Origin of the sequence: Halomonas elongata DSM 2581, assembly GCF_000196875.2 — a bacterium.
Taxonomy (GTDB): domain Bacteria; phylum Pseudomonadota; class Gammaproteobacteria; order Pseudomonadales; family Halomonadaceae; genus Halomonas; species Halomonas elongata.
Genome location: NC_014532.2, coordinates 529963 through 552122 on the forward strand (window position 1 = coordinate 529963; position 22160 = coordinate 552122).

Genomic DNA, 22160 nt, shown 5'->3' on the forward strand with positions numbered 1-22160 from the left:
GCAATCCCGGAGAGAGAAATCCATGAGTGTCGTGGCCTCGGCCTCTTCATCCACGTCGGCACTGCCGGCCTCCACCTCGCTACCGACCAGCGGTCGCGCGGCTCACTGGATCGGTATCGCCATTGTACTGATCGCTTTCGGCGGTTTCGGTTCCTGGGCGGTGCTCGCCAGCCTCTCGGTGACGGTGGTCGCCAGTGGCACGGTATCGGTCGAGTCGTTCAAGAAGACGGTGCAGCACTTCGAAGGCGGTATCGTCTCCCGCATTGACGTCGACGACGGAGATCGAGTCGAGCAAGGGCAGACGTTGATAGTGCTCGACAACACCCAGTCGCAGTCTCAGCTAGAGATCGCTCAGGCCAAGGCTTTCACGGCCGGAGCGCAGAAGGCACGCCTGATCGCCGAGCAGCAGGGTAAAGAGACACTGACATTTCCCCCGTCACTGGTCGAACAGGCCTCGGGCAACGCCGAACGCGAGCAGACGCTGGCGGTGCAGAGGAGTCTCTTCGTTTCTCGGCGAAGCTCTCAGGAAGGTGAGTTAGGTGCGTTGGCGGCCCAGAGCCGACAGTTCCGCGAACAGATCGAGGGACTCGAGCAGAACATGGCGATCAATAGGGAGCGCATCACGTCTCTCAATGCCGAGGCCGACGACTATCGCTCACTGTTTCGTGCCGGTCTTGGCAACAACCAGCGTATCCGCGAGCTGGAGCGACAGGTGATGCAATATCGTGCCGACAGCGCCGAGTCCAAGGCGCAAATCGCGCAGTTACGCTCCCGGATCAGTGAAAACACGTTGCGTGCCCAGGTGCAGCGACAGAACTATCACAAGGACGTCAACGAGCAACTGCGCGAGGCCCAGTCGCAGCTCGAAAGTTCCCGTGAAAAGGCGCAGGCCCTGAGTGATCGGGTGCGGCGCACGACCATCACCGCCCCGGTCGCCGGAACGGTGGTGGGCTTGACCACACACACCATCGGCGCGGTGATAGAGCCTGGCAAGCCGGTCATGCACATCGTCCCCAGTAGCGATGGCTTCATGATCGAAGCGCGCATCCCCGCTCAGGAAGTCGACAATGTCTACCCCGGCGCACATGCCAATATCCGTTTCAGTGCCTTCAATCAGCGTCGCGTTCCGGTGATGGATGGTGTCGTGCGTCACGTCTCTGCCGACAGCTTCGAGGACGAATCGACCGGTGTGAATTACTACAAGGCGCGTGTCGATGTCTCGCCCGATGACCGGGAAGAATTGGGCGACGATCTGCAGTTGCTCTCCGGCATGCCGGCCGAGGTGATGATTGAAACCGGCAAGAAGACGCTGGCCGAGTATCTGCTTCAACCGGTGACCGACATGCTGCGCCGTGCGCTGCGTCAGGATTGAGCGATGAGACGATTCCCCCTATCCCCGCTTGCCGCCGCCATGGTGTTGCTGTTCGCCGCCGATGTCACTCTGGCGGGTACCCAGGCGTCGCCGAGCTCCTTTCTTGGCCGGGTGGAGACGCGCGAGGCCGCTATTGCCGATATGCCGTCACAATCCACCGGAGGGGATGCGGCCATCTGGCAAGAGGCGAATACGGCGCTCTCCGGGCCTGCTGATGCGCAGATGACCGGCGGAGCTGGCTCGGCCGCGGCCGATACCATCTCGATCCCGTCGTTACCGGGGCTGTTCGAGCGTGCCCTGAACGCCGATGCCGACCTTCAGGCGCAGCGCCTGCGGGCCGAGGCTCGGGGGCAGGACGTGCCCAAGGCGCGGGCGGGGTTACTGCCGCGCCTGGATGCGAGCTATGTCTACCGCTATACCGACAGCGACAACATCTATACCGACGGTGGCGTCACCACCTGCGAGACCAATCCGGACACCGGTGAACCGGTCGGCGGTGACACCTATGAGCGGCGCTGTGCCGGAGAAAGCACGGATAGTATCCGTCAGCTGGAGTTGACGCAGCCGCTCTTCTCGATGAGCCGCATACGCCAGATGCAGCACGCCGAAGCCCAGCGCGACCAGGCCATGCTGCGGCTTGCTGTCGCCGAGCGCGATCTGGCGCTGAAAACGTCGCAGACCTATCTCGACGCCTTCTTCGCGTCACGCCGTGCGCGCCTGCTCGAGGGTAAGCGGGCGTCGCTGGAGCTGCAGCTGGCCCAGGCACGAAAGGCCTATGAGCTGGGCATCGGGGACCGGATCGACCTGCTGGCAGCGCGCTCGGCCCTCGACAGCACTCGCGCCGACATCGTGCTGGCGCGCAACGAGACCGATGATGCCCTGGCTACCCTGGAACGCCTGACCGGTGTGCGCTCGACCTTCGACGGTTTCTCGCTGGCCACACTCACCGGCGTCGAGTTTGCCGAGCCGGCACCGCTCGAGACGTTGGAGGGGAGCATCGATAGCAATGCCGGTGTCGAGGCGGCACGGGAGGGAGTGCGGGTCGCCGAGGCCGACGTTGCGCTGCGAAAAGCCGGCTATTATCCGGAAGTTTCGCTTAACCTCTCCTGGAGGGACCGCAACAGCAACGATCCTTATCTCGCCAGCGAGGAGGCCAGCGCCGCGATCCAGGCGCGACTCAACCTCTTCCGTGGTGGCTACACGCGAGCCGACATGCGCCAGGGGGAACTGATGGCGCGTGCCAGTCGCTCGGATGTCGACGGTGCTCGACGTCAGGCGCTGGAGCAACTGCGCCAGAGCCGCCGCGGCATCATCGGCGAGCAGGGGAGGTTGGCGGCGTTGGCGCAGTCGATTCGTTCCGGCGAGCTCTACCTCGAGGCGGCCGACAAGGGCGCTGCACTGGGGCTGCGGGATCTGGTCGACGTACTCGACGCACGTGCCAAGCTGTTCGACCAGCGCATCCAGTATGTCGATGCCTTTCGACGGCTTCTGCTCAACCGGTTGCAGATGCAGGCGGCCGTGGGCGATTTGTCGGGCGAGGACCTGGCCGATGTCATGTCGTCCATCCAGCAGATCATCGGGCCGCCCCGGCCGATCGATAAGATGCCCGATGCCTGGCGGCATGCGCAGGCAGAATCTCCCGAGAATGGCATACACGCTTCGCATGACAGCCTGGCCTCGCTGCACTGAAGCAGCGAGGCGCTCCGGGAGGCTGGCCGACTGAGAGCGGATCAGCCGATCAGGGAGTCCAGCTCCGGCTGCACATCCGCCAGGCCTGCGAGTGCAGGGGGCATCTTGGCGAAGGGCGGCTGTGGCCCTGCCTGCGATTCGTCGGTTGCCGATGAGAATGGCATCGGTCCCCATGGATTGGGGCCGCCGTCGAAGAGATCCTTGAGCTCGTGACCGAAGGCATGGCCGAACGGCGGGACGTCGCCATGAGCGCCTTTGCCAGGGTGATCGTCTTTTTCGTCATCTGCCGTCGAGAGATCGAATGTCAGGCCGATGAACTGTGTGGCCTGGCTGTCGCTGAAGTTGTCATCGGATACCAGCAGCAGGCTCTGTCGGTCATCCCCCAGCATTGGCCCCAACGTCATGCCCTCGACGTTATCCGGTTCGATACCGAAGTCCCCGAGGTCGGCGACCAGTGTCTTGTCGACCGGGCGTACCGTCTCATGGGTCTCCGACAGTGCGTCGATGCCACTGATGTCGGTGGCCTCCGAGGTATCAATCTCGTAAAGCCGGATGGTATTGCCGGCCCCTTCGGAGAAGGCACGCTCCATGGCGAGCAGGTGATCGTCGTCGAGTGCGAGCAGGTCCACCAGTCCGTTGGTGGCGAAGCCGTCATCCGTCGCGGCGCGTTCGGCAACCGGTTCGGTAGGGTAGAGGTACTCATGGCTGACGTCGCCATCGTCGAGATCGTATTCGATCAGTCGCGACGGGCTGCCGGTGTCGTAATCCGCGGCCGGGCCATCCTGAACCAGAGCGTTCTCGGTGGCTGTGAAAAGATGCTGATGATCCGGCGTGACGGTGAGGCTCTCCAGCGCCAGGTTGTTGCGGATTCCGCTCTCGCCGGAGTGCGTGGGAACGAGTGTGTCGGGAATCTCGAATGAGTCGAGTTGCTGTCCATCGCGCGCGAACTGGCCGATAGACGGCGCCAGTCCCTCGTTGGCATTCCCCTCCGAGGAGATGAAGAGAGTGCCATCCTCGGCATAATCGATCGCCTCGGCGTCGATGGTGCCTTCGGCAAAGGGAGTGCCGTCTTCCTGGCGTAGTGTGGTGACATCGGTGAAGCGTACGCTGCCGTCGTCCAGCTGGCCGTCGGCGATATCGATGCGCAGCGAATAGAAACGGGCGGCATCGATATCGCTGCGATCGTCGGAGATCGCCAGATAACTATCGCTGGCGGCATCATAGGTGAGTCCGGAGAGCCCGCCCAGCGTGGTGCCCTGAAACATCGAGCCGCTTTCGAACGAGGTTTCGCCGATGAACTCGACATCCTGAACGCGCGTCGTGTCCTCTGTGATCACGAGGTCGGCGTAGGTCAGGCGATGATCGGAGGCAGCGGTGGCGTCGCTGCCGGGAGTGCCTTCGGTCGGCCAGACGATGCCGCCGTCGAGCCGCGTCAGCCCGAACTGCGACGGCAACACGTAATCCACCCGCAGGTTGCCCGGACTGGGTTCGCTGAAATCGGCGGTGTCGAAGCGCGGGTCACCCTGTTGCCCTGCATTGTCGCCGCCTTGCGTGGCCGCGGCGACGGTGCCTCCGTCGCTGTCCGGTGCCAGCCCCGCGGCAATATGAGCATTGCCGAGTAGTTGCTGAGCGGCACCCGGCAGACTATCGCCGTCGACGGGGTCGACGTTCTGATCACCGGCGATGACGAAGCGTTGGCCACCGTCGAGACCGCCGCGCTGGCCGTCATCGTCGACGATATAGTCGCCTTTTTCAGGCGATATGTAATCGGCCCAGAAGCGAATCTCGTCGGCATTGCGCAGGCCGTTACGATCTTCAGCGCCGTCGAAGGTCGGCGGTGTCGGGTGCGACGCGAGCAGGTGGACGATTTCACCGTTGACGTCGATGGGCAGATCCCAGTGGCTTTTCGAAGACAGCGGCAGGGTGTCGAGCGCCTCGGCGTCGTAGTAGTCATGGGGTTGTGGCGTCGAGGGGTCGTCGGGCAGTCGCGCTCCCGGCATGTCGGCCCAGGGGAACTGCTGGAAGGTACGGATATCGTTCTCGATGATCGGGTAGCGCGACAGCACGAGCATCCCGTATTGCCCGGGAAATTGACCGAAGCCGAGCGCATCGTCGGCGTACCCATCGGTGCCCGGCTCGGTGACCACTTGTCCGTCGCCGTTCAGGTCCATGCCGGAGGCGATCCCGGTATTGACCGGAGCTGAGTAGACATAGGGATAGTCGATCGGTGTATCGCCCGCCTGGCTGACGTTCAGATAATTATCCAGGAACGCCTGCGCGGCTTCCGGCGAATAATCGAACTCGTTGAGCAGCAGGATGTCGGGGCGATTCTGTTGGATCACTGACGCGATCTGCTGGGCCTGCGGGTCGTCAGGCGTCGAGAGGTCGCTGAGTAGTTCGCCTTGCTGGCTACGATTGAGCGACGCGTTATAGGTAGCGATGCGTAGTGAGGTGTCCGTCAGGGAGTCATTGTCGAGCATGGTAAAGCCTCACAGGAAGAACAAAGAAAGAGAAAGCCTCGCGGTGATAAAAGGGCGGTGGCACATGCTCACCGCCCCGTTCGTTTATCCCGCCAGCGTGGTGCCATCGGCGCTGTTGCCGAGGTCCACGCCGACCACGATCGGATCATGGTCCGAGGCTCGGTACGGGCCATCGTCGTAGTAGGCATCGACCTGATCGTCGGATTTGTACTCGGTGTTGTAGTCGAACGATGTCGGTTCGTCGGCGTTGATGTGCCACGTGGTGGTGCCAGTGACCTGAGCGTTCATCGACTCGCTGGCCAGGGCATGATCCAGCGAACCCCACTGGCCGTCGTAGCTGTAGGAGTAGTCGTCGTCGAGCAGGGTATAGCCGTCGTCTTCCAGCGCAGTGATCGGGTCTTCATTGGCATAGCTGTTGAAGTCGCCGATCAGCAGGGTGTCGCTGTCACCGCTATCGGTGGGGTCGCTGGCGACCCAGTCGGCGAGCTGCTTGGCGGCCTCGACACGGATCGGGTTGTTATTGCCCTGGCCGTCGCCGATCGCCTCCTGACCATTGATCACGCTGCCCTTGGACTTGAAGTGGTTGACTGCAACCGAGAAGGTCTCGCCGCTGGCATCCTCGCGGAAGGTCTGCAGCATCGGCGGTCGGTTGCCGGTCTCGAACACGCCGCTTGCGTCTACCGCAGCGTGCCCTTCCGGCGTGACGCTGGTGCTCTTGTAGATCATGCCCACGGCGATGGCGTCGCTGCCCGGTGCGACGGTATTGCCCTCTGCATCGGTCGGCGTGACATAGGCCCAGCCGGCGTCGGCGTCATCGGCATTCAGCGCTTCGACCAGGTGGGCGATGGCGCTGTCGTCGCCGTAACCGTTATTCTCGATCTCCATCAGCCCGACGATGTCGGCGTCGCTGCCGTTGATGGCGCTGACGATCTTGTCCTGCTGGCGGGTCAGTTCGAGTGAACTGTTGGCGCCGCGCGGATCGTGTTCGGTGCCTGCCGGTGTGACGACGCTGTTGCCGTTCTCGTCCAGCGTGGTGAAGTAGTTGAGCACGTTGAACGAGGCGACCTTGAGCGAGGCATCGCCCAGGGCCTGGACATCCGGAGCATCGCTGCGTTCGTTGGTGGCCTGGAAGTCCTGCCCCTCCTGGCTCTGGATACGCCACTGCTGATAGTTGAAATCGAGCACGCCGGTGGCCTGATCGAGTGTGTCACCGCCACGCAGAGGGTTAGCCGCCGAAAGCGGTTCACCGTTGCGGCCGAAGATCACGTCCTGCGGATTCTGGGCGTTGCTGGCGTCGTCGAGCACGATGGAACGGCTCTCGCTCTCGTTCAGCCACTGCTGGTAGCCGGCCTGATCCGGTGCATGGTTCTCGGTGTACTGCTCGAGCCGCCCCCCGGAAGAGAGCGTTACCGTCCCGTAGCGGCCGAGTTCATAGGTATCGGTGACCGTCAGAGCGGAGTCGTTCTCGCCGCTGACCGCGACACGCATACCCTCGTAGGCGGAGAGCGTCGACTTGTCGGCGATCGGCAATTCGACCTCGGTCACCGAGGGCAGCGCCTGCCCCCGAGCCTCGACCTGCAACGCGCTGATGTCGGTGAGTTCGGTCTTGCCTTCGTACTGGGTAACGGTACCGGAGATACGGATCTGATCGCCGACCGCGACGTCGGTGGCATCCGGTGCATAGACGAAGAGCCCCTCCGACGTCTGGGCGTCGCCATCTTGATCGGCGTCCTCTTCCTGGATGAAGAACCCGCTCAGGCCGTCCTGGCTGGCCAGGGTGACGATGGCATCGAGCGTGACCTGTTCTCCCTCGAGCGGGCTGACCATGCCGGCCCCCTGTACCTGGGAGATCAGCGTGGTCTCGCTCGGCGGCGTCGGGGTGTCGCCACCATCGCCACTGCCATCATCGCCCCCCTCGGCGGCGCCGGTTTCGGCGCCGGGGAGCCCGAGACCGTCGAAGGTGTCCTGCGGCAGTTGTTGCCACTGGCTGGCATCGAAGGTGTCGCTGCCGGTTGTGATGCTCGCATCGCGGCGCAGGGTGACGTCCTGGGCGAAGCTGTCGTCGTTGCCCACCGTGCCGATGACATCGATCAGGGAGCCCTCGGCATCGGTCAGCGTCAGTGCGTCGTTGCCATTGAAGTTGATCACGTCGCTGGTGGCATCGCTGCGTGCGATCAGTTCGGGGTCTTCGGTCTGCGAAGAGGTCACTACCAGCGTTTCGCCGGCAGCCAGCTCGCCGTTTGCCGTGAGGTTGCCGAGGTCGGCGCTGCTGGTGGCACTCTGGTTGCCATTGGAGTAGAGCGAGAGCTGATACCCGTCGAGCGAGAGGGCATCGGCGCCGGTGTTGGTCAGTTCGATCGCCTTGTTGTAGCCGCTGCCCTCGACGTATTCGGAGATCAGCAGGCCACCCTGACCGACCTCGCCGCCCGCGTTGCCGGTCACCCGGCCCGGGGTGGCGACGGCAGGGGTGGCATCATCGTCGCCGCCGAGCGCTTCGCTCTCGACCCCACCGTCTTCCAGCGTGGTGAAGCGCTGTTGAGTCACGTCCCAGGAGGCGGCGTCATTGGCGTCGGTATCCGGATAGGCCGCCATCGCGGCCAGCGTGTCGCGGCCCGGCTCGCCGAGCCACAGCGTGACTTGATCACCGCCGCCGCTCAGACCCGCCGCATCGCCGGTATAACCGACCTCGACGCCGTCTAAGTCACTGTTCGCCCCCCACGCCTGGCGAAACGCCTCGACGGCTTGTGCATCGCCATCGACCATCACGATCGCGGTGGCACCGGGTGCCAGCGTCGTCAGGCCTTGCACCTGTGCCGCCTCTTCCGGATTGGCGCTGTCATCGTCGTAATAGAGCGGGGTCTGGCCGAAGTCGAGCGTCTCATCGCCGGTGTTGGTGATCTCGAACCAGTCCTCGGTGATATCGCTGTCGGACTGGCCGGGCCAGATCTCGCTGACGGCGATGCCGAGGTCCTGCGGCTCAGGATCGCCTAGCGGAGCGTGGCCGGTATCGACGACGAAATCGGCGGTGTTGCCGTTGCCGGGTTGCCAGGCATCGGTGTCGTTCAGGCTACCGCGCAGGGCTTCCGTGGAGCCGTGGGTGATGCCGGCGTATTGCCACGCCTCGGCATCGGCGGGCAGCGATAGATCGGCGTCGGAGCCGTTGCCCAGCCGGTAGAGCGTGTCGCCGTCGGCGTTGGCGATCGTCACGCCGTCGGCCAGCGAGAGGTTCAGGTCGCCGTCGAACTGGGCCGCGTTCGCCTCGGCATCGATCACGCTGCCGGCCGACAGGCCATCCTCCGGTGCGGTCCAGGTGACGCGGCTGTCGCCGCTCTGCAAGGTCAGGGGGGCACCCGGCGTGATCGCGGCGAGTGCGACGAAGCTGAAGGTGTCGGCAGCCTGGTCGATCATCGTCAGTGCGACGTCTCCGGCCTGCGGCGCGAGGTCGGGCAGCGCATCGAAGGTGACCGTGGAAGAGGTGAAGGTCTGGATATCGTCGTCCAGATCCTTGGATTCGGTCGCGCTCTCCGACCAGTCCGCGGTGCCGTTGTCATACGCGACGTCGACGCTGACGGAGCCGTTCGCGTCGACCTGGATGTTGCTCAGTGTCTCGGCGGTACCGTCGGTGGCCTCGGCATTGGTGTTGAGGTCGGCCCCCTCGACCGGCATTGCCTTGTGCGCGCCGTCCCAGCGGTAGAGCTGGAAGTCGTCGTTGCTGTCGTCGCCATCGTCGTCCCCGGCATTGGCTGGACCGGCGCTGATCAGATAGGTGCCGTCACCGATCGCCTTGATATCACGGATGGTACGACCGTCGAGGTCGAGCCCGATCGCTGTGCCGAACTGAGCCTCGTCCGCGTTGCCGGCGGCCATCAACTCGTCGACGTTGGTTACCGGCAGCACCAGTGCGCGGCCATCGCTGTCGATGGGGGCACGCAGGCCGAGGAAGAGCGTATCGTCGGCATATGTCGCCCCTTCGACCTCGAAGCTGCCGAAGTCGACGTCCGGGCGATGCTGCTCGGCCCATTCCATGATCGCTAGGTCGAGGCCATCGAATTGTCCGGTCACGTCGACCTGTAGTGAACGGGAGTTCTCCCCCGTGATGCGGGTTGCAAAGACTGTCGAGCGCTCGCTGCTGGCGAGCGAGCCGAGCCAGAAGTAGGTGCCGTTGCCGGCGTCGACGACCGACTCGATGTCGATCTCGTCGCCTGCCTCGAGCCCCAGCGACTCATTGAGGTCGAAACTCTTGAGTGGGGCGCCGGAACGGTCGTGGTCGTAGAGGCGCAGTGTCTGGCCCTCGTCGTCGCCGACCAGGACCAGCCCGTTGCCGATGGCGATTGCCGCGGAAGTGTCGGACGTGCCGGTATGGAAGCGGGCGGCGTTGTTGGTCTCGGTGCCATCGGCGGCGGCGTAGTCGAGTGTGTAGCGGCTTTCGCTCTCGCCATCGCTCACGGTCACCGTGATCGTGGCGTTGCCGGCGTTCACCGGGGCGATGCGCAGCACGTCGCCGTTGTCCAGCACGGCCCTTGCGATGCTTTCATCGCTGCTCTCGACGGTGACCGTCAGGTCGTCGCGTGGGGTGTCGGCGTCGGCAATATCGAGGGCTATGCCGTCGGTCAGCGCCGGGTCGGTGGGATCGCCGATCACGCCACGGATCATATCTCCGTCGCCATCGAGCGGTAGCCGCATCGTCGCGTCGTTACTGAGCCCGATGGTCGGTGCCGCGGGTTCTGTCGTTCCGCCGTCGTCCGGGTCGTGACCAATCCAATCGAACAGGTCATCCAGGAAGTCATCGATGCGATCAAAAAGACTGCCCAGCATGGACTGTGCATGCCAGGATGCGCCACCACCCAGGGCAGCCGTCGAGACATCGTCATGAAAGCGATAGGGCGTGGCAAAACGAGAGAACAGCGACATGAGCGGGCTTCTTCCTTGTTGTGTGTGGAAGACACAAATAGTGAATCAGAAGCCCGAACCTAGGCGGTAAATATTATATGCCTGTTGCAAATACATGATGTTTCAAAAGAAGCACGTCATCGAAGGCTCATGACGTGTGTTCAGAGGTCATCCCGCCGAGGGCATATCCGGGGCCCTCACTCATACTTGTGCTGCCAGCCCTTGACCGCGATCTGCTCCTTGAGCAGCTCCAGCATGTCCACCAGCACCTGCTCGGTGATCTGTTCGGTCTGCGGGTCGGTATGCAGCCAGGCATCGAAACCGCTCTCGGCCAGTCTGGGTGACCTCTCGGAGTAACGTGGGAAGTGTGATCACTCCTGTGGCAGGTTTTCCGCCACATAGAGTTCCATCGGGACCTGGGTACCCTCCTTTCCCATGGCGGCAGCTACCGCTGCTTCAAAAAGGCGGTCAGGGTTTTGTGTGATCACTGCGTCCATGGTGCCGTCGGCGAGCATCGCCCGAGTGTCATGCGTGAGTCCATGGCCGATGAAGGTCACCTCCTGGGCCCGCCCGCTTTCCTGTAGTGCTCGTCCGATGCCATCGGAGGATCCGCCGACGTTGTAAATACCGGTGATATCAGGATGTTTCTCGAGCAGCCGGCGGGTGTGTTCATAATTCTGCTTGCGATCATCGTGTCCTTCGCGGGTGGCACTGACCGCAATGTGAGGAAAACGCTCTTCAATCAGCCCGAGAAAACCCACTTCGCGTTCAAGATGAGCTCGGTAGATACGACTGGCGGCGATGAGTGCTACACGCCCCGGTACATGGCCAGTGAAACGGCCGAGCAGAAGTGCCGCCGTTCGCCCTGCGGCAAAGTTATCAATGCCGACATAGGCATGCCGTCGTGAAGTGGAAATGTCGGAAATAAAGGTAATGACTTTCTTGCCTGCTGCCACTAACTCGTTTGTTGCCATCCGCACCGAGGGATGGTCGATGGCCATGAAGATCACACCGTCTGCCGTCTTGCCGTGACGCCGGATGGAGTGGGACAGCTCATCAGGGTCGAACCCGTCAATGAAAAAGCTCTTCACGCGGGCATCGCGGTGATGGTGCTCGATGAAGGCACGTGCCTTCTCGTTGACCAGTGCAAGATAAGGATTGGTGCCACGTGGCAGGAGGAGTGCCAGCTTGATCGGTTCCGGCTCACGCAGCGCTTCTACCTGACCGGTATGGAGATATCCCAGCGCCAGTGCTGCGTCGAGGACTCGACGCATCGTGTTTTCGCGCACGGCGGCTCGACGGTTCAGCACCCGGTCTACCGTCGCGGTTGACGTTCCGGCCTTGCGCGCGACATCGGTGATCGTGGGCAATGGCCGACGCTTTTCAGAAGACATCAAAAACCATCATGAATTAATCCTGTACCTGCATACTGTAGAACCCTAGTCTTCGAAATATGCGGTTATGAAGCGACTCTGTAAAGAGTGGCAATCAAAACCCATCATGGGAGAGGAGAAAACAACGATGAAGACTCTCGGTAAAAGACTCACGCTACGCCACACATTAGCCGGCGTCGTCATGGCCGCCGGTCTCGTAAGTGGGGCGCAGGCACAGGACATCACGCTGCGCTATGGGCATATGAATGCGCCCAATTCTATTGCCGGCAAGCAGGCCGAATGGCTGGCCGATGCAATCAAGGAGAAAACCGACGGCGATATCGCAGTCCAGGTTTTCCCTTCCTCACAGCTTGGCAAGTTGCAGGAGCTTGCCGAGGGCGTTTCGACCGGCACTATTGCCCTGTCGCACAATACTGCAGGTGCCATCGGGTCGCTTCACCCGCCTTTTGCTGCCTTTGATACCCCCTATTTATACCGCGATGTGGACCACCTCATGAGCGTGGTGGATACCTCGTCACCGCTCATGACTCGGCTCAATGAAGAGCTGGTGGACGCCGCCGGCGTTCGTGTCCTTTATGGCTTCTATTTCGGCTCGCGCAACCTGACTGCGGATCGCCCCGTGACGCACCCCGATGACCTGGATGGAGTGAAGATCCGTTCGATTCCATTCCCCATTTACATGGCGGCGGTCGAGGGGCTCGGTGCGGTGCCGGTCCCTGTTGACTGGTCGGAAGTTCCCACGGCCCTGGCGACCGGAGTGGTATCGGGCCAGGAAAATCCGGTGAACGTGGCGGTATCTCACAAACTGCATGAGGTGCAGAGCCACATGATGGAGACGGGCCACATCATTGCCGCCGAAATGGTACTGATCAACGAAGGGGTCTGGCAGGGGCTTTCCGACGAGCACCAGTCTGCCCTTCAGACTGCCGCCGATGACGTGCGTGAGCGAGCCACTCAATACGTACTCGAGTCCGAACGGGAAGATACCGAGACGCTGCGAGAGCAGGGCATGACCATCATCGGCCCTGATGAGGGACTGGACATCGAGGCCTTCCGTACCTCGGTCGAGGCTCGGGTGATGGAAGAGTTCGCTGACCAGTATGGCGAGTTCTATTCGCAGGTAGAAGCGATCGAGTAAGGCGACACGTCGGGGGCATCATGTCAGAGATCGGTTGGCTGGTTTCAGCGCGTGCGGCACTCAGCAGAATGGCGCGAGCGGGACTATGGCTCTCGGTCATGTTGTTGATTGCCATTGCGGTATTGGTGGCGGGCCAGGTCGTGATGCGTAATGCGTTTTCCATTGGCCTGCACTGGGCGGATGAACTGGCACGATGGTTCGGCATCGCGCTGGTTTACCTGACCATTCCGTACCTGCTCGATCGCAGTGCGCATATCGCCGTCGAAATATTGCCCAACCGGCTCAAGGGGCGTTGGCGTATGGCGGTACTGGCTTTCTCCGAGCTGGCCGTGGCGACATTCGCCGGGCTCAGTCTGGTGGCCTTTTCCGCTTTCCTCGAGCGTGCGGCGCGTTTCCGCACTCCGGCCCTGGAACTGCCCAACTTGATCTTCTATATGCCCGCCGTTATCGGCATAGCCCTGCTCGGGGCTATCGCCGTGACGCGGGCCCTGATACTGCTAGGGGGGAAAGAGCCATCATGACGCTTACCCTCCTGGTGCTGTTCGCTGCTGGACTGATCCTTGGCATACCGATAGCCGTCTGCCTTGGCGTATCGTCGGTTATCACCATTCTGCTTCACGACCTGCCGTTTGCTGTCGTGGCGCAGCGCAGCGTGAACGCGCTCGACTCCACGCCGCTGTTGGCGGTTCCGCTTTTCATCTTCGCCGCGTCTTTGCTGAGCGCTACGGGCGTGACGAGTCACCTATTCGAGCTGACACGCCTGTTCGTCGGACGCCTCCGAGGCGGCGTTGCACAGGTCAACGTACTGGTCAGCCTGATCTTTTCCGGTATGTCCGGCGCGGCGCTGGCCGATATCGGGGCGCTTGGCGGGATCCAGATCAAGATGATGGAAGCGCAGGGCTATATGCGGCGCTTCGCTGCGGGCACCACGATTGCGGCCGCGACCATCGGGCCAATCTTCCCACCCTCGATCCCACTCATCATCTTCGCCAGTGCCGCCGAAGTATCGGCCGTGCGTGCGCTGCTGGCAGGGGTGGTGCCCGCGCTGATCGTGACGGCTGCCCTCATGGTGCAGATCGCCATCATGGCGCGTCGGGGCAACCTGCCGCGCGATACCCATCGTCCCTCCGCGTCGGAGATCGGCCGCAAGTTCACGATCTCCCTGCCCGCACTCCTGGCTCCCGTACTGATGATTGCGGGGCTGCTGAGTGGGGTATTCGGCCCGACCGAAGTGGCGGGTGTGATCGTGGCCTATTCCGTCGTCATTGGCATCCTCTTCTACCGGAGCTTGACGGTGCAGCGGTTCTTCACCGCCGCACGTGAAAGCGTGGAAGCCAGCGCGAACATTCTCTTTATCGTGGCTACCGCCGCGCTTTTCGCCTGGGTATTGACCATCGGAGGCGTACCCGCCATGGCGGGGCAGTGGTTGTTGAGCATATCGACCGACCCGTTGGTACTGCTGTTGATCCTCAATGTGCTGCTGCTGGTGGCCGGGATGTTTCTCGAATCCATCGCCGCCATCCTGATCATCGCGCCCATCGTTGCTCCGACCCTGATGATGGCAGGTGTCCCGGCAGAGCAGTTGGGGGTGATCTTTGTGCTCAATCTGATGATCGGGCTACTGACGCCGCCTATCGGCATGAGTCTCTACATGGTTTCGATCATCACGCGGATGGAGTTCGGCGAGGTCGTGCGTGGTGTCCTGCCTTTTTACCTTCCGCTTTTCGTGGCGCTGGTTGTGGTGACCCTGTTCCCGGGTTTTTCCACCTGGCTGCCCAACCTAATCATGCAGTGAGGTCGCAATGAGTAGATTCTTGGGGGAAATCCGGCAGCTAGGGTATGTCGTACCCGATATCGAGGCCGCCATGGACCACTGGTCGCGGGTGATGGGCGTCGGTCCCTTTTTCTACAACCCGCGTGTACCGATCGAGGGCTACCATTATGGCGGCGAGCCCTTCGAGGTCGAGAATTCTGTGGCGTTGGCCAATTCCGGTTTCATTCAGGTCGAGCTGATTCAGACCCGTAATGATGCACCCTCGATGTATCGCGATTTCATGCGGGCGGGAAATATGGGTCTCCAGCACGTGGCTTACTGGACCGAGGACTTCGATACCGACCTGGCCCGAATGCTCGAGCTTGGCTTCAAGGTACAGATGGAAGGCCAGGTTGGCGCCAATGGCCGCTTTGCCTACTTTGATCGCGAGGCACATCCGGGCACGGTGATCGAGCTCTCCGAGGTCAAGGGGCCGAAGGGGCGCATGTTCGAGATGATTCGTCAGGCCAGCATCGATTGGGATGGGCGCGACCCGGTACGCCCCTTCCCCTCGCTGACGGAGACCACGCCGTGATTCATGCCCGCTACCTGCTTGAGACACCGCTGGATCCCGAGTCAGTTGCGGCGATGATGGCCGGTGAGCAGAGCGCCGGCACCTTCGTGCGTGTGCCTGGCGAGACCGACGAGCTGCGCGAGCGGCATGGAGCCCGGGTACAACGCCTGACCGTGCTGGGGGAGTCTGATTGCCCGACACTGGCCAGTGCCTATCTGGAGCGCAAGGGAGTCACGGGACCCTGGCGACGTGCCGAGGTCGAGATTGCTTATCCCGAAGACAATGTGGGCGTGAATCTGCCCACGCTTGCTGCCGTGGTGGCGGGGAATTTGTTCGACCTGGGCGAAGTCACCGCACTCAAGCTTCTCGACGTGACACTGCGCCCCGAGTATCGCGCGCGTTACCCCCTTCCGGCCATGGGTATCGAAGGGACGCGACGTTGCCTTGACGTTCATGAGCGGCCGCTCTTCGGCACGATCATCAAGCCAAATATTGGTATGAGTCCGGCGGATATCGCGCGCCTGGTGCAATCTCTTTGCGAGGCTGGCGTCGATTTTATCAAGGATGACGAGATCGTCGGCAATCCAGCCTGCGCGCCGGTAAAAGAGCGGGTCGACTCCGTGATGAAGGTGGTACGTGATCATCGTGAGCGGACGGGCAAGGAGGTCATGGTTGCCTTCAACATCACTGATGAACTCGATGCGATGCGTCGCCACGCCGACCACGTGCTGGCGCAGGGGGGCAACTGCGTCATGGCTTCCCTCAACTGGTGCGGTCTGTCCGCTATCCAGGCGCTGCGGCAGCACACGCCACTTTGCCTCCATGGGCATCGCAATGGCTCGGGCGCCTTCGGCCGGCATCCCGCACACGGGATCGCGTTTCCAGCGTGGCAGACGCTCTACCGGCTCGCCGGGGCAGATCATCTTCACGTGCATGGAATGGGTGGCAAGTTCGCCGATGCCACAGACGAAGTCGCCTTGGCCGCGCGTCGTTGCCTGACGCCGCTCGGTAGCGAGGACGATCGAGTACTGCCGGTATTTTCCTCGGGCCAGTGGGCCGGCACGCTGCCCTCGACTCACGCACGAATCGGCGGAAGCCAGGACTTCCTGTTCCTCGCCGGTGGCGGTATCCTCGCACACCCCGAAGGCCCCCGAGCCGGGGTGGAAAGCCTGCGGGCCGCATGGGAGGCGGTGACGGCGGGGGAAGACTTGCGCCAACACGCCAAACGTTCCCCGGCGCTTGCTCGCGCGCTCGATAGCTTCGGGAGCCGCTGACCGTGACACCCTCTACACGCTACGTATTCGTTGCCGATGATTTCACTGGCGCGACGGACACCTTGGCAACGCTGGCTCGAGCGGGACTCGCGGTGCGACTCTTTCTGGACGTGCCCGGGCCCAGCGATACCGAGGGCCTCGATGCCTTCGGCATTGCCACCGAGGCCCGCGCCCTGAGTAAGGCGGAAATGACGTCGCTAATGCAGTCGATAGGCCACAGGCTGTTGCCGCATCGGCCAGAGGTCGTGCACCTCAAGATTTGCTCGACCTTCGACAGCGCGCCGCAGACGGGTAACTTCGCTCTCGCCATGCAGCTCCTGGGCGATGCTCTCGAGATTCGAACCCGGGCCATCCTCGGTGGCCAGCCCAGCCTCGGTCGTTACTGTGTCTTCGGTCATCTATTCGCCCGCGCAGCGGATGGGCGGGTATATCGGATCGACCGGCACCCGGTCATGAAGTCCCATCCGGTGACCCCCATGACCGAGAGCGACCTGTTGCAGCACATCGCTTCACTCGACGGAACGCCGCCGGTCCTCGTCGATCGCGTCACTCTGCAACGTCACGATGATCTGCGCCTGCCTGATCCGGAAGGCAGCACGCTTTTCGACGCCGTCGACGGGCAGGATATCGATCGCGTGGGAGCCTACCTGCGGGCCAGCACCCCGGTGCTCTGCGCTGGAGCCAGCAGCGTCGCCGAGGCCGTGGTCGGCGCGGGGCCTCGCCGTGCTCCAGGACGCGTCGAGTCGTCCGGTCCCGTTCTGGCCTTTGTTGGCAGCCGCTCTTCAGTCAGTGCCGAACAGGTCCACCGGGCCACCGCTTATCGAGGTGTTGCCCTGGCTCCGGCTCGGCTTACCGATTCCTGCGACCTCGAAGACCTCATCGCGGCTATCGATACGGCGCTGCAGAGCGGGGAAAACGTGATGATCCATCTCGATGACAGTACCTCCCCCGGAACGCCTCGCGATCTTGCGCAGCGCTCGGCCGCACTCGTCCGGACCATCGCTCAACACTCCCGGCTTGGTGCCCTGGTCGTTGCCGGTGGTGACACCTCCAGTGCCATCATCCGAGCTCTTGGCCCTCTTTCGATGGCGTTCAGTGGCGATATCGACCCGGGCGTTTCACTTTGCATGGCCGATTTTGGAGAAGGTCGGCGGCTGCCGGTTGTCTTGAAAGGCGGGCAGGTAGGGCGGCCGGATTTATTCGACTACCTGGTGAGCGATGTCTTTGGTTAGCGTGGTGTTTCACAAGCTGAGGCCATGATTAACCCGGCATGAGTTCTTGCCGGGTTAATCATCCATAGGGGGCGCTGCAACGGTCGAGCCGCTCGGTGTCGGCCGTCTCTCACTCATACTTGTGCTGCCAGCCCTTGACCGCGATCTGCTCCTTGAGCAGCTCCAGCATGTCCACCAGCACCTGCTCGGTGATCTGTTCGGTCTGCGGGTCGGTGTGCAGCCAGGCATCGAAACCGCTCTCGGCCAGTTGCTCCACCAGGGTGGAGAATTCCGTCGATTTCAGGCCTGCCAGGGCCTCGTCGACCAGATGGCAGGCCAGGTCGGAGAGCGAGGCTTCAAGCCCCCGGGCCAGTTGGCCACCCAACGGCAGGCGCGTAATCCGCTTGAACTCCGGGCTCTCCGACAGGGTGCGGCCGACCAGCCCGCGTACATAGCGCAGGATGTCGTCGCGGTTGTGTGTGTAGGTGTCTCCCGCCATGCCCTCCAGCCGCTGGCTGATCTCGCGGATCAGCGCCTGCTTGCGAGGCTCCACCACGCGCTCGATCACCGGTGCCGAGAGCCCGTCGCCGGCGCGCAGCTCCTGTTGCACGTTGTCGAGCATACGGATGGCGATACGGTCGGTAAGCTCCTCCAGCAGGATGTCGTAGTACTTGGCGACCACGCTATAGAGGTACCAGCGGCGCACGTCGATCAGGCCCATGCGTTGCAGGCGGTGCAGCAGCGAGATGACGCGCAGGATACGCAGCAGCCGGAAGCCGCCGAGCGGGATGCAGCCGAGCACGTCGTACCAGTGCACGAAGGGATAGAAGAACCAGCGGTGGTAATGCCGCTCGGCGATGGCCACTGCCCAGCCCAGCAGCACGTCGAGCAGGAAGATGGCCACGAATGCCAGGTCGATAGTGAGGAAATTGGCATGGATGTGCTCGTCGTAGGCGCCGTGCAGACCGGGTGCCACGGTCTCGAAGGCGGCGTTCAGCGGCGGCAGCAGGAAGAGGCTGTCGAACAGCAGCAGCGCCAGGTTGGCGATCACCAGCACGATGATGAACAGATCCCACACCAGGTGGGCCCGTTCCAGGGCGGGCGAGGTCGTGCGGGTGGCGGGCATCTTTCCTCTCCTTATGCGGTGGCGGAACGTCCTTCCCCTCCCAGCCTAGCGCGTCAGTAGCTCCTGGCCGATCGCCTCGCCCAACCGATCCACGGCATCGGCCAGCTTCTCGTCGATGACGTGGAGATACTCTGTCCAGTCGTCGACGTGGTGCAGCTCCGCCTTGCCGTCCGAGATGCCGCGCAGCACAACCAGCGGCACGCCGAAACGCGTGCAGGCGCGCAGGCAGGCGTAGCTCTCCATGTCCACCATGTCGGCGTCGATGGCATCGTAGGCCGCGCCCGAAACGATATCGGCGCCGGTCGACAGCGTCGCCTCGCGAATCCCGGGAATGCGCAGCGGCAAGGGGAGGGTGGCTGGCAGGTCGAGAAAGGGCGTGACGCCCGGTTCGAAGCCCAGCGGTGAAGCGTCCATATCGCGGTAGGCAACCGACGTCGCCTGATAGACCTCGGTCTGCTCCAGCTCCCGGCTGCCCGCCGAGCCCAGCGACACCACCAGATCCGGCAGCCGCCCGCGTGCCTGCAGATCGGCCAACGCGGCGGTGAGCTCCACCGCCGCCTCGACCGGCCCCACGCCGGTCATGAAGGGAACGAAACGCTCCCTGAGATGCGGGCCATATTCAGCATCCGCTGCCATCACGAAGAGAACGGAGCGACCGCCCAGGTTCGTCAGCGGTGCCGGTGTGCGTGGTGTATTGCTCATCCCGAGAGTCTCCCGCAGTCCATGAACGACACCATCATGGCGGGCGGGGGCGTTGGCGCCAAGCGCTGAAATAGCCTGGCTGGTATTGGTTCGGGTGTCCTGCGTAGATCAATGGTTGAATCGAAAGTGTCGCCAAACGGTGACATTCTGTATCCCACCTTCTAGGCTGATGAAGAAGCCAACCAGCAAGAGACTGCCGATGGCCAATTACACCACCCCCCGCATCAATTTACACCCGCATACACGCAGGGTGCAGATATACCATCGCGATACCCTGCTCGCCGATACCAGCGACGTCATTGAGCTGCGCGAGAAAGACTATCCACAGCGGCAATATCTGCCGCGATCCGATGTGGATATGTCGAAGCCCACCACCTCCACCGCCGTGACCCACTGCCCCGACAAGGGCGACAGCACCTACTACTCATTACCCGACCTCCTGGATATCGCCTGGAGCTATGACCACCCCATCGATGAGATGAGCGCCATCGCCGGCCGGCTGGCTTTTGACTCGAATAAAATGACGGAGCTTGTGGAGTGACGTCCGCTATCGACCCAAAGCGGCCATACTGGAAAAGGCAATATGTGTGCTCATTGGTGATATATAGCAGTCTCGATGAAAATGTTCATTAAAGCCAGCGGATTAAGGGTGAAGTATGAGAACATTGTACTCGCACACTCGTTAAAGTGAAAAACGTGCGTGCTATCTAATTCCTATTATACAAGCTGGCAATTCGCTACCTAGCTGGTAAGATTTTATTTCGAGTAAAAGAGAGGATGAATTTTGGCTATGAACCCCATTATTAAGGCGCAGCTCCAGAACTTCAAGGAGATGAACCCTAATGAACATTTGAACGATTCCGATTTTTTTGAAGTAATGTCAATTTTTTCATTGGAAAATGGGATCCTTGGTGAAAATATTGACCCCTTTAAAGCTCATTTGCGAGGGGATGAGTTTGGTGTTGATGGCGTTGCAATCTCAGTTCAAGGAACTTTGTGCTCAGATATTGATGAAGCAATTGAAATTCTTTCTCATGGAAAAAATCATAACTCTGAGTTCCATTTTTATCAGTCAAAAATATCAAGCAGCTTGGACTATGGGGATGTTTCGAAATTTCTGGATGCTGTGTATGACTTCTTCTCTGATCAAAAATTAATTGAGGGAGAGCAGTTGGTAAGTTTGGCAGAAGTGAAAGATGCAATATATGAAAGCGCAGCCAAAACGAGTCCCTCGCTGAGGTGCTATTACTGTACGACAGGAACCGGTCAAGCGTCTGATGTCATTAGGAGGTTAATTGAAACAAACAAAGCAAGGTTGCTTGAATTGAACATATTTGATGACGTACATATCGAATGTGTCGGTGCAAAAACTATTCAAACTGGATTTCGTTCAGCCACTAACTCATCATCTGCAAAATTAAATTTCCAAAAATCTATAACCATGCCGGCTCATGATAAAGTTGATGAGGCTCACATTGGATATGTGTCTGCATCAGAGATATTAGAAATAGCACTTGGAGAGGAGGACCAAGAGGGCACCCGCCATGTAAACAGAGCGCTATTTTACGATAATGTAAGGGATTTCAACCCCAACTCAGAAATAAATAAGTCAATAATTTACGAGTTGGAGCATGGAGACAATGCTTCTTTTGTGTTTAAAAATAATGGAGTTACGATTGTCGCAAAAAGTATAGACCGAAAGGGCGACACCTTTAGCCTAGAAGATTATCAAATTGTTAACGGCTGTCAAACTGCAAATATTTTAGCCCACATTAGAGATAAGGCGGAGAATATTTCTGTTCCATTACGCTTAATCGGCTGCAGAGACCCTGATTTTGTTTCTAATATTATAGTTGGAACTAACCGTCAGAACGAAGTCAGGGAGGACCAGTTCTGGGCGATGCTGCCATTTATGAAGGACCTTGAGGAATACTGCGCTTCTCAGAATATGTCCTCTCGGATATATATTGAGCGAAGGGATAATCAATATCGAGATACTTCAATAGAGCGAACTCGGATTTTTCGACCCTCGGACTTGATGAAGGCAGCTGCGGCGATGTTTTTCTATCAGCCTCACCGAGCCGCTCGAGACCATAGAGGAATTCGAAAAGAGTTCTCAAGGAAAATTTTTTCCGAAAGTCATAATGTTGAGCTTTATCACTTGGCTGCATTTGCGTTATATAAATTTGACTATTTAATCCGCTCTGGAAAAGTTGATAGGTCTCGAGTTATTTTTAAATTTTATGCCTTATATGCATTAATAAAGAGTTATTGGAGAACTCCAGATATTTTGGACGCGCCGTCAAGATCACAAAAAAAGGTTAGGAATTCTGTTATTTCGATATTAGATAATAACGAAAGGTTTGTAGGTCACATTGAGGAAGCTGTAGGTCATCTTGAAAACCTGACGGCTGAAGCAGGCGCAACATCTCGGGAAAAGATTCGTGATTATATTAGAAGTGAAAGTGTAGTGGACGAGTTTAATAAGAGGCTCTTTCCTAGCAAGCAGGAAGGTTGAAAGCATTGTGCGGCACAGGTCATGGGGTATAACAAGGCC

Annotated in this window: 15 protein-coding genes; 10 read left to right on the top strand and 5 right to left on the bottom strand. The window is 60.7% G+C overall.

All coding sequences use genetic code 11. The annotated features are described in order from the left end of the window. The first annotated feature begins 22 nt into the window (after positions 1 to 22). On the top strand, positions 23 to 1372 hold the full coding sequence (locus HELO_RS02495) for an HlyD family type I secretion periplasmic adaptor subunit (RefSeq protein ID WP_013331226.1): 1350 nt from the start codon (positions 23 to 25) through the stop codon (positions 1370 to 1372). Positions 1373 to 1375: 3 nt separating this feature from the next. Continuing rightward, positions 1376 to 3061 (top strand): TolC family outer membrane protein, encoded by a 1686-nt coding sequence (locus HELO_RS02500; RefSeq protein WP_013331227.1) that lies wholly within the window; start codon positions 1376 to 1378, stop codon positions 3059 to 3061. A 41-nt stretch (positions 3062 to 3102) separates the two neighbouring features. Here the strand turns inward: HELO_RS02500 and HELO_RS02505 are convergent, their stop codons facing one another. The 3 genes from HELO_RS02505 to HELO_RS02520 all read right to left on the bottom strand — a co-directional run bounded on the left by HELO_RS02505 (position 3103) and on the right by HELO_RS02520 (position 11825). Further along, the gene (locus tag HELO_RS02505) at positions 3103 to 5541 is read right to left on the bottom strand and encodes an esterase-like activity of phytase family protein (RefSeq protein ID WP_013331228.1); all 2439 of its coding nucleotides are present in this window, start codon (positions 5539 to 5541) and stop codon (positions 3103 to 3105) included. An 84-nt stretch (positions 5542 to 5625) separates the two neighbouring features. Beyond that, positions 5626 to 10452 (bottom strand): ExeM/NucH family extracellular endonuclease, encoded by a 4827-nt coding sequence (locus tag HELO_RS02510; RefSeq protein ID WP_013331229.1) that lies wholly within the window; start codon positions 10450 to 10452, stop codon positions 5626 to 5628. 350 nt (positions 10453 to 10802) lie between these two features. Next, the gene (locus HELO_RS02520) at positions 10803 to 11825 is read right to left on the bottom strand and encodes a LacI family DNA-binding transcriptional regulator (protein ID WP_013331231.1); all 1023 of its coding nucleotides are present in this window, start codon (positions 11823 to 11825) and stop codon (positions 10803 to 10805) included. A gap of 127 nt (positions 11826 to 11952) precedes the next feature. On the opposite strand from HELO_RS02520, the gene HELO_RS02525 reads away from it, so the two are divergent. From HELO_RS02525 to HELO_RS02550, 6 genes are read left to right on the top strand one after another with little or no spacing between them, the layout of a single operon-like run. Further along, positions 11953 to 12963 (top strand): TRAP transporter substrate-binding protein, encoded by a 1011-nt coding sequence (locus HELO_RS02525; protein WP_013331232.1) that lies wholly within the window; start codon positions 11953 to 11955, stop codon positions 12961 to 12963. A gap of 20 nt (positions 12964 to 12983) precedes the next feature. Then, a complete protein-coding gene (locus HELO_RS02530; RefSeq protein WP_013331233.1) occupies positions 12984 to 13484 on the top strand; it encodes a TRAP transporter small permease in 501 nt (166 codons plus the stop codon). After that, positions 13481 to 14758: a TRAP transporter large permease gene (locus HELO_RS02535; RefSeq protein WP_013331234.1), complete on the top strand. Its 1278-nt coding sequence runs from the start codon at positions 13481 to 13483 to the stop codon at positions 14756 to 14758. The genes HELO_RS02530 and HELO_RS02535 overlap by 4 nt, the downstream gene beginning before the upstream one ends. A gap of 7 nt (positions 14759 to 14765) precedes the next feature. Continuing rightward, complete coding sequence (locus HELO_RS02540) at positions 14766 to 15311, top strand: VOC family protein (RefSeq protein ID WP_013331235.1); 546 nt, start codon at positions 14766 to 14768, stop codon at positions 15309 to 15311. Then, positions 15308 to 16564 (top strand): ribulose-bisphosphate carboxylase large subunit family protein, encoded by a 1257-nt coding sequence (locus tag HELO_RS02545; RefSeq protein ID WP_013331236.1) that lies wholly within the window; start codon positions 15308 to 15310, stop codon positions 16562 to 16564. The genes HELO_RS02540 and HELO_RS02545 overlap by 4 nt, the downstream gene beginning before the upstream one ends. Before the next feature lie 2 nt (positions 16565 to 16566). After that, positions 16567 to 17796 (top strand): four-carbon acid sugar kinase family protein, encoded by a 1230-nt coding sequence (locus tag HELO_RS02550; protein ID WP_013331237.1) that lies wholly within the window; start codon positions 16567 to 16569, stop codon positions 17794 to 17796. A gap of 109 nt (positions 17797 to 17905) precedes the next feature. On the opposite strand, the gene HELO_RS02555 is transcribed toward HELO_RS02550, so the two are convergent. Together HELO_RS02555 and HELO_RS02560 are read right to left on the bottom strand one after the other, a co-directional pair. Continuing rightward, positions 17906 to 18901, bottom strand: a complete 996-nt coding sequence (locus tag HELO_RS02555; protein WP_013331238.1) for an ion transporter — start codon at positions 18899 to 18901, stop codon at positions 17906 to 17908. Between the two features lie 45 nt (positions 18902 to 18946). After that, positions 18947 to 19603: a 5'-methylthioadenosine/S-adenosylhomocysteine nucleosidase gene (locus HELO_RS02560; protein ID WP_013331239.1), complete on the bottom strand. Its 657-nt coding sequence runs from the start codon at positions 19601 to 19603 to the stop codon at positions 18947 to 18949. Positions 19604 to 19802: 199 nt separating this feature from the next. Between HELO_RS02560 and HELO_RS02565 the strand changes: the two genes are divergently transcribed. Continuing rightward, positions 19803 to 20144, top strand: coding sequence for a DUF427 domain-containing protein (locus HELO_RS02565; RefSeq protein ID WP_041601864.1), 342 nt, complete (start codon positions 19803 to 19805; stop codon positions 20142 to 20144). 249 nt (positions 20145 to 20393) lie between these two features. Next, complete coding sequence (locus tag HELO_RS02570; protein WP_109637303.1) at positions 20394 to 22121, top strand: AIPR family protein; 1728 nt, start codon at positions 20394 to 20396, stop codon at positions 22119 to 22121. Positions 22122 to 22160 lie beyond the last annotated feature (39 nt).

What these genes read in the sequence shown, in the direction of transcription:
- HELO_RS02495 (WP_013331226.1), top strand. Translation starts at nt 23, where the DNA reads ATGAGTGTCGTGGCCTCGGCCTCTTCATCCACGTCGGCACTGCCGGCC.
- HELO_RS02500 (WP_013331227.1), top strand. Translation starts at nt 1,376, where the DNA reads ATGAGACGATTCCCCCTATCCCCGCTTGCCGCCGCCATGGTGTTGCTG.
- HELO_RS02505 (WP_013331228.1), bottom strand. Translation starts at nt 5,541, where the DNA reads ATGCTCGACAATGACTCCCTGACGGACACCTCACTACGCATCGCTACC.
- HELO_RS02510 (WP_013331229.1), bottom strand. Translation starts at nt 10,452, where the DNA reads ATGTCGCTGTTCTCTCGTTTTGCCACGCCCTATCGCTTTCATGACGAT.
- HELO_RS02520 (WP_013331231.1), bottom strand. Translation starts at nt 11,825, where the DNA reads ATGTCTTCTGAAAAGCGTCGGCCATTGCCCACGATCACCGATGTCGCG.
- HELO_RS02525 (WP_013331232.1), top strand. Translation starts at nt 11,953, where the DNA reads ATGAAGACTCTCGGTAAAAGACTCACGCTACGCCACACATTAGCCGGC.
- HELO_RS02530 (WP_013331233.1), top strand. Translation starts at nt 12,984, where the DNA reads ATGTCAGAGATCGGTTGGCTGGTTTCAGCGCGTGCGGCACTCAGCAGA.
- HELO_RS02535 (WP_013331234.1), top strand. Translation starts at nt 13,481, where the DNA reads ATGACGCTTACCCTCCTGGTGCTGTTCGCTGCTGGACTGATCCTTGGC.
- HELO_RS02540 (WP_013331235.1), top strand. Translation starts at nt 14,766, where the DNA reads ATGAGTAGATTCTTGGGGGAAATCCGGCAGCTAGGGTATGTCGTACCC.
- HELO_RS02555 (WP_013331238.1), bottom strand. Translation starts at nt 18,901, where the DNA reads ATGCCCGCCACCCGCACGACCTCGCCCGCCCTGGAACGGGCCCACCTG.
- HELO_RS02560 (WP_013331239.1), bottom strand. Translation starts at nt 19,603, where the DNA reads ATGAGCAATACACCACGCACACCGGCACCGCTGACGAACCTGGGCGGT.
- HELO_RS02565 (WP_041601864.1), top strand. Translation starts at nt 19,803, where the DNA reads ATGGCCAATTACACCACCCCCCGCATCAATTTACACCCGCATACACGC.
- HELO_RS02570 (WP_109637303.1), top strand. Translation starts at nt 20,394, where the DNA reads ATGAACCCCATTATTAAGGCGCAGCTCCAGAACTTCAAGGAGATGAAC.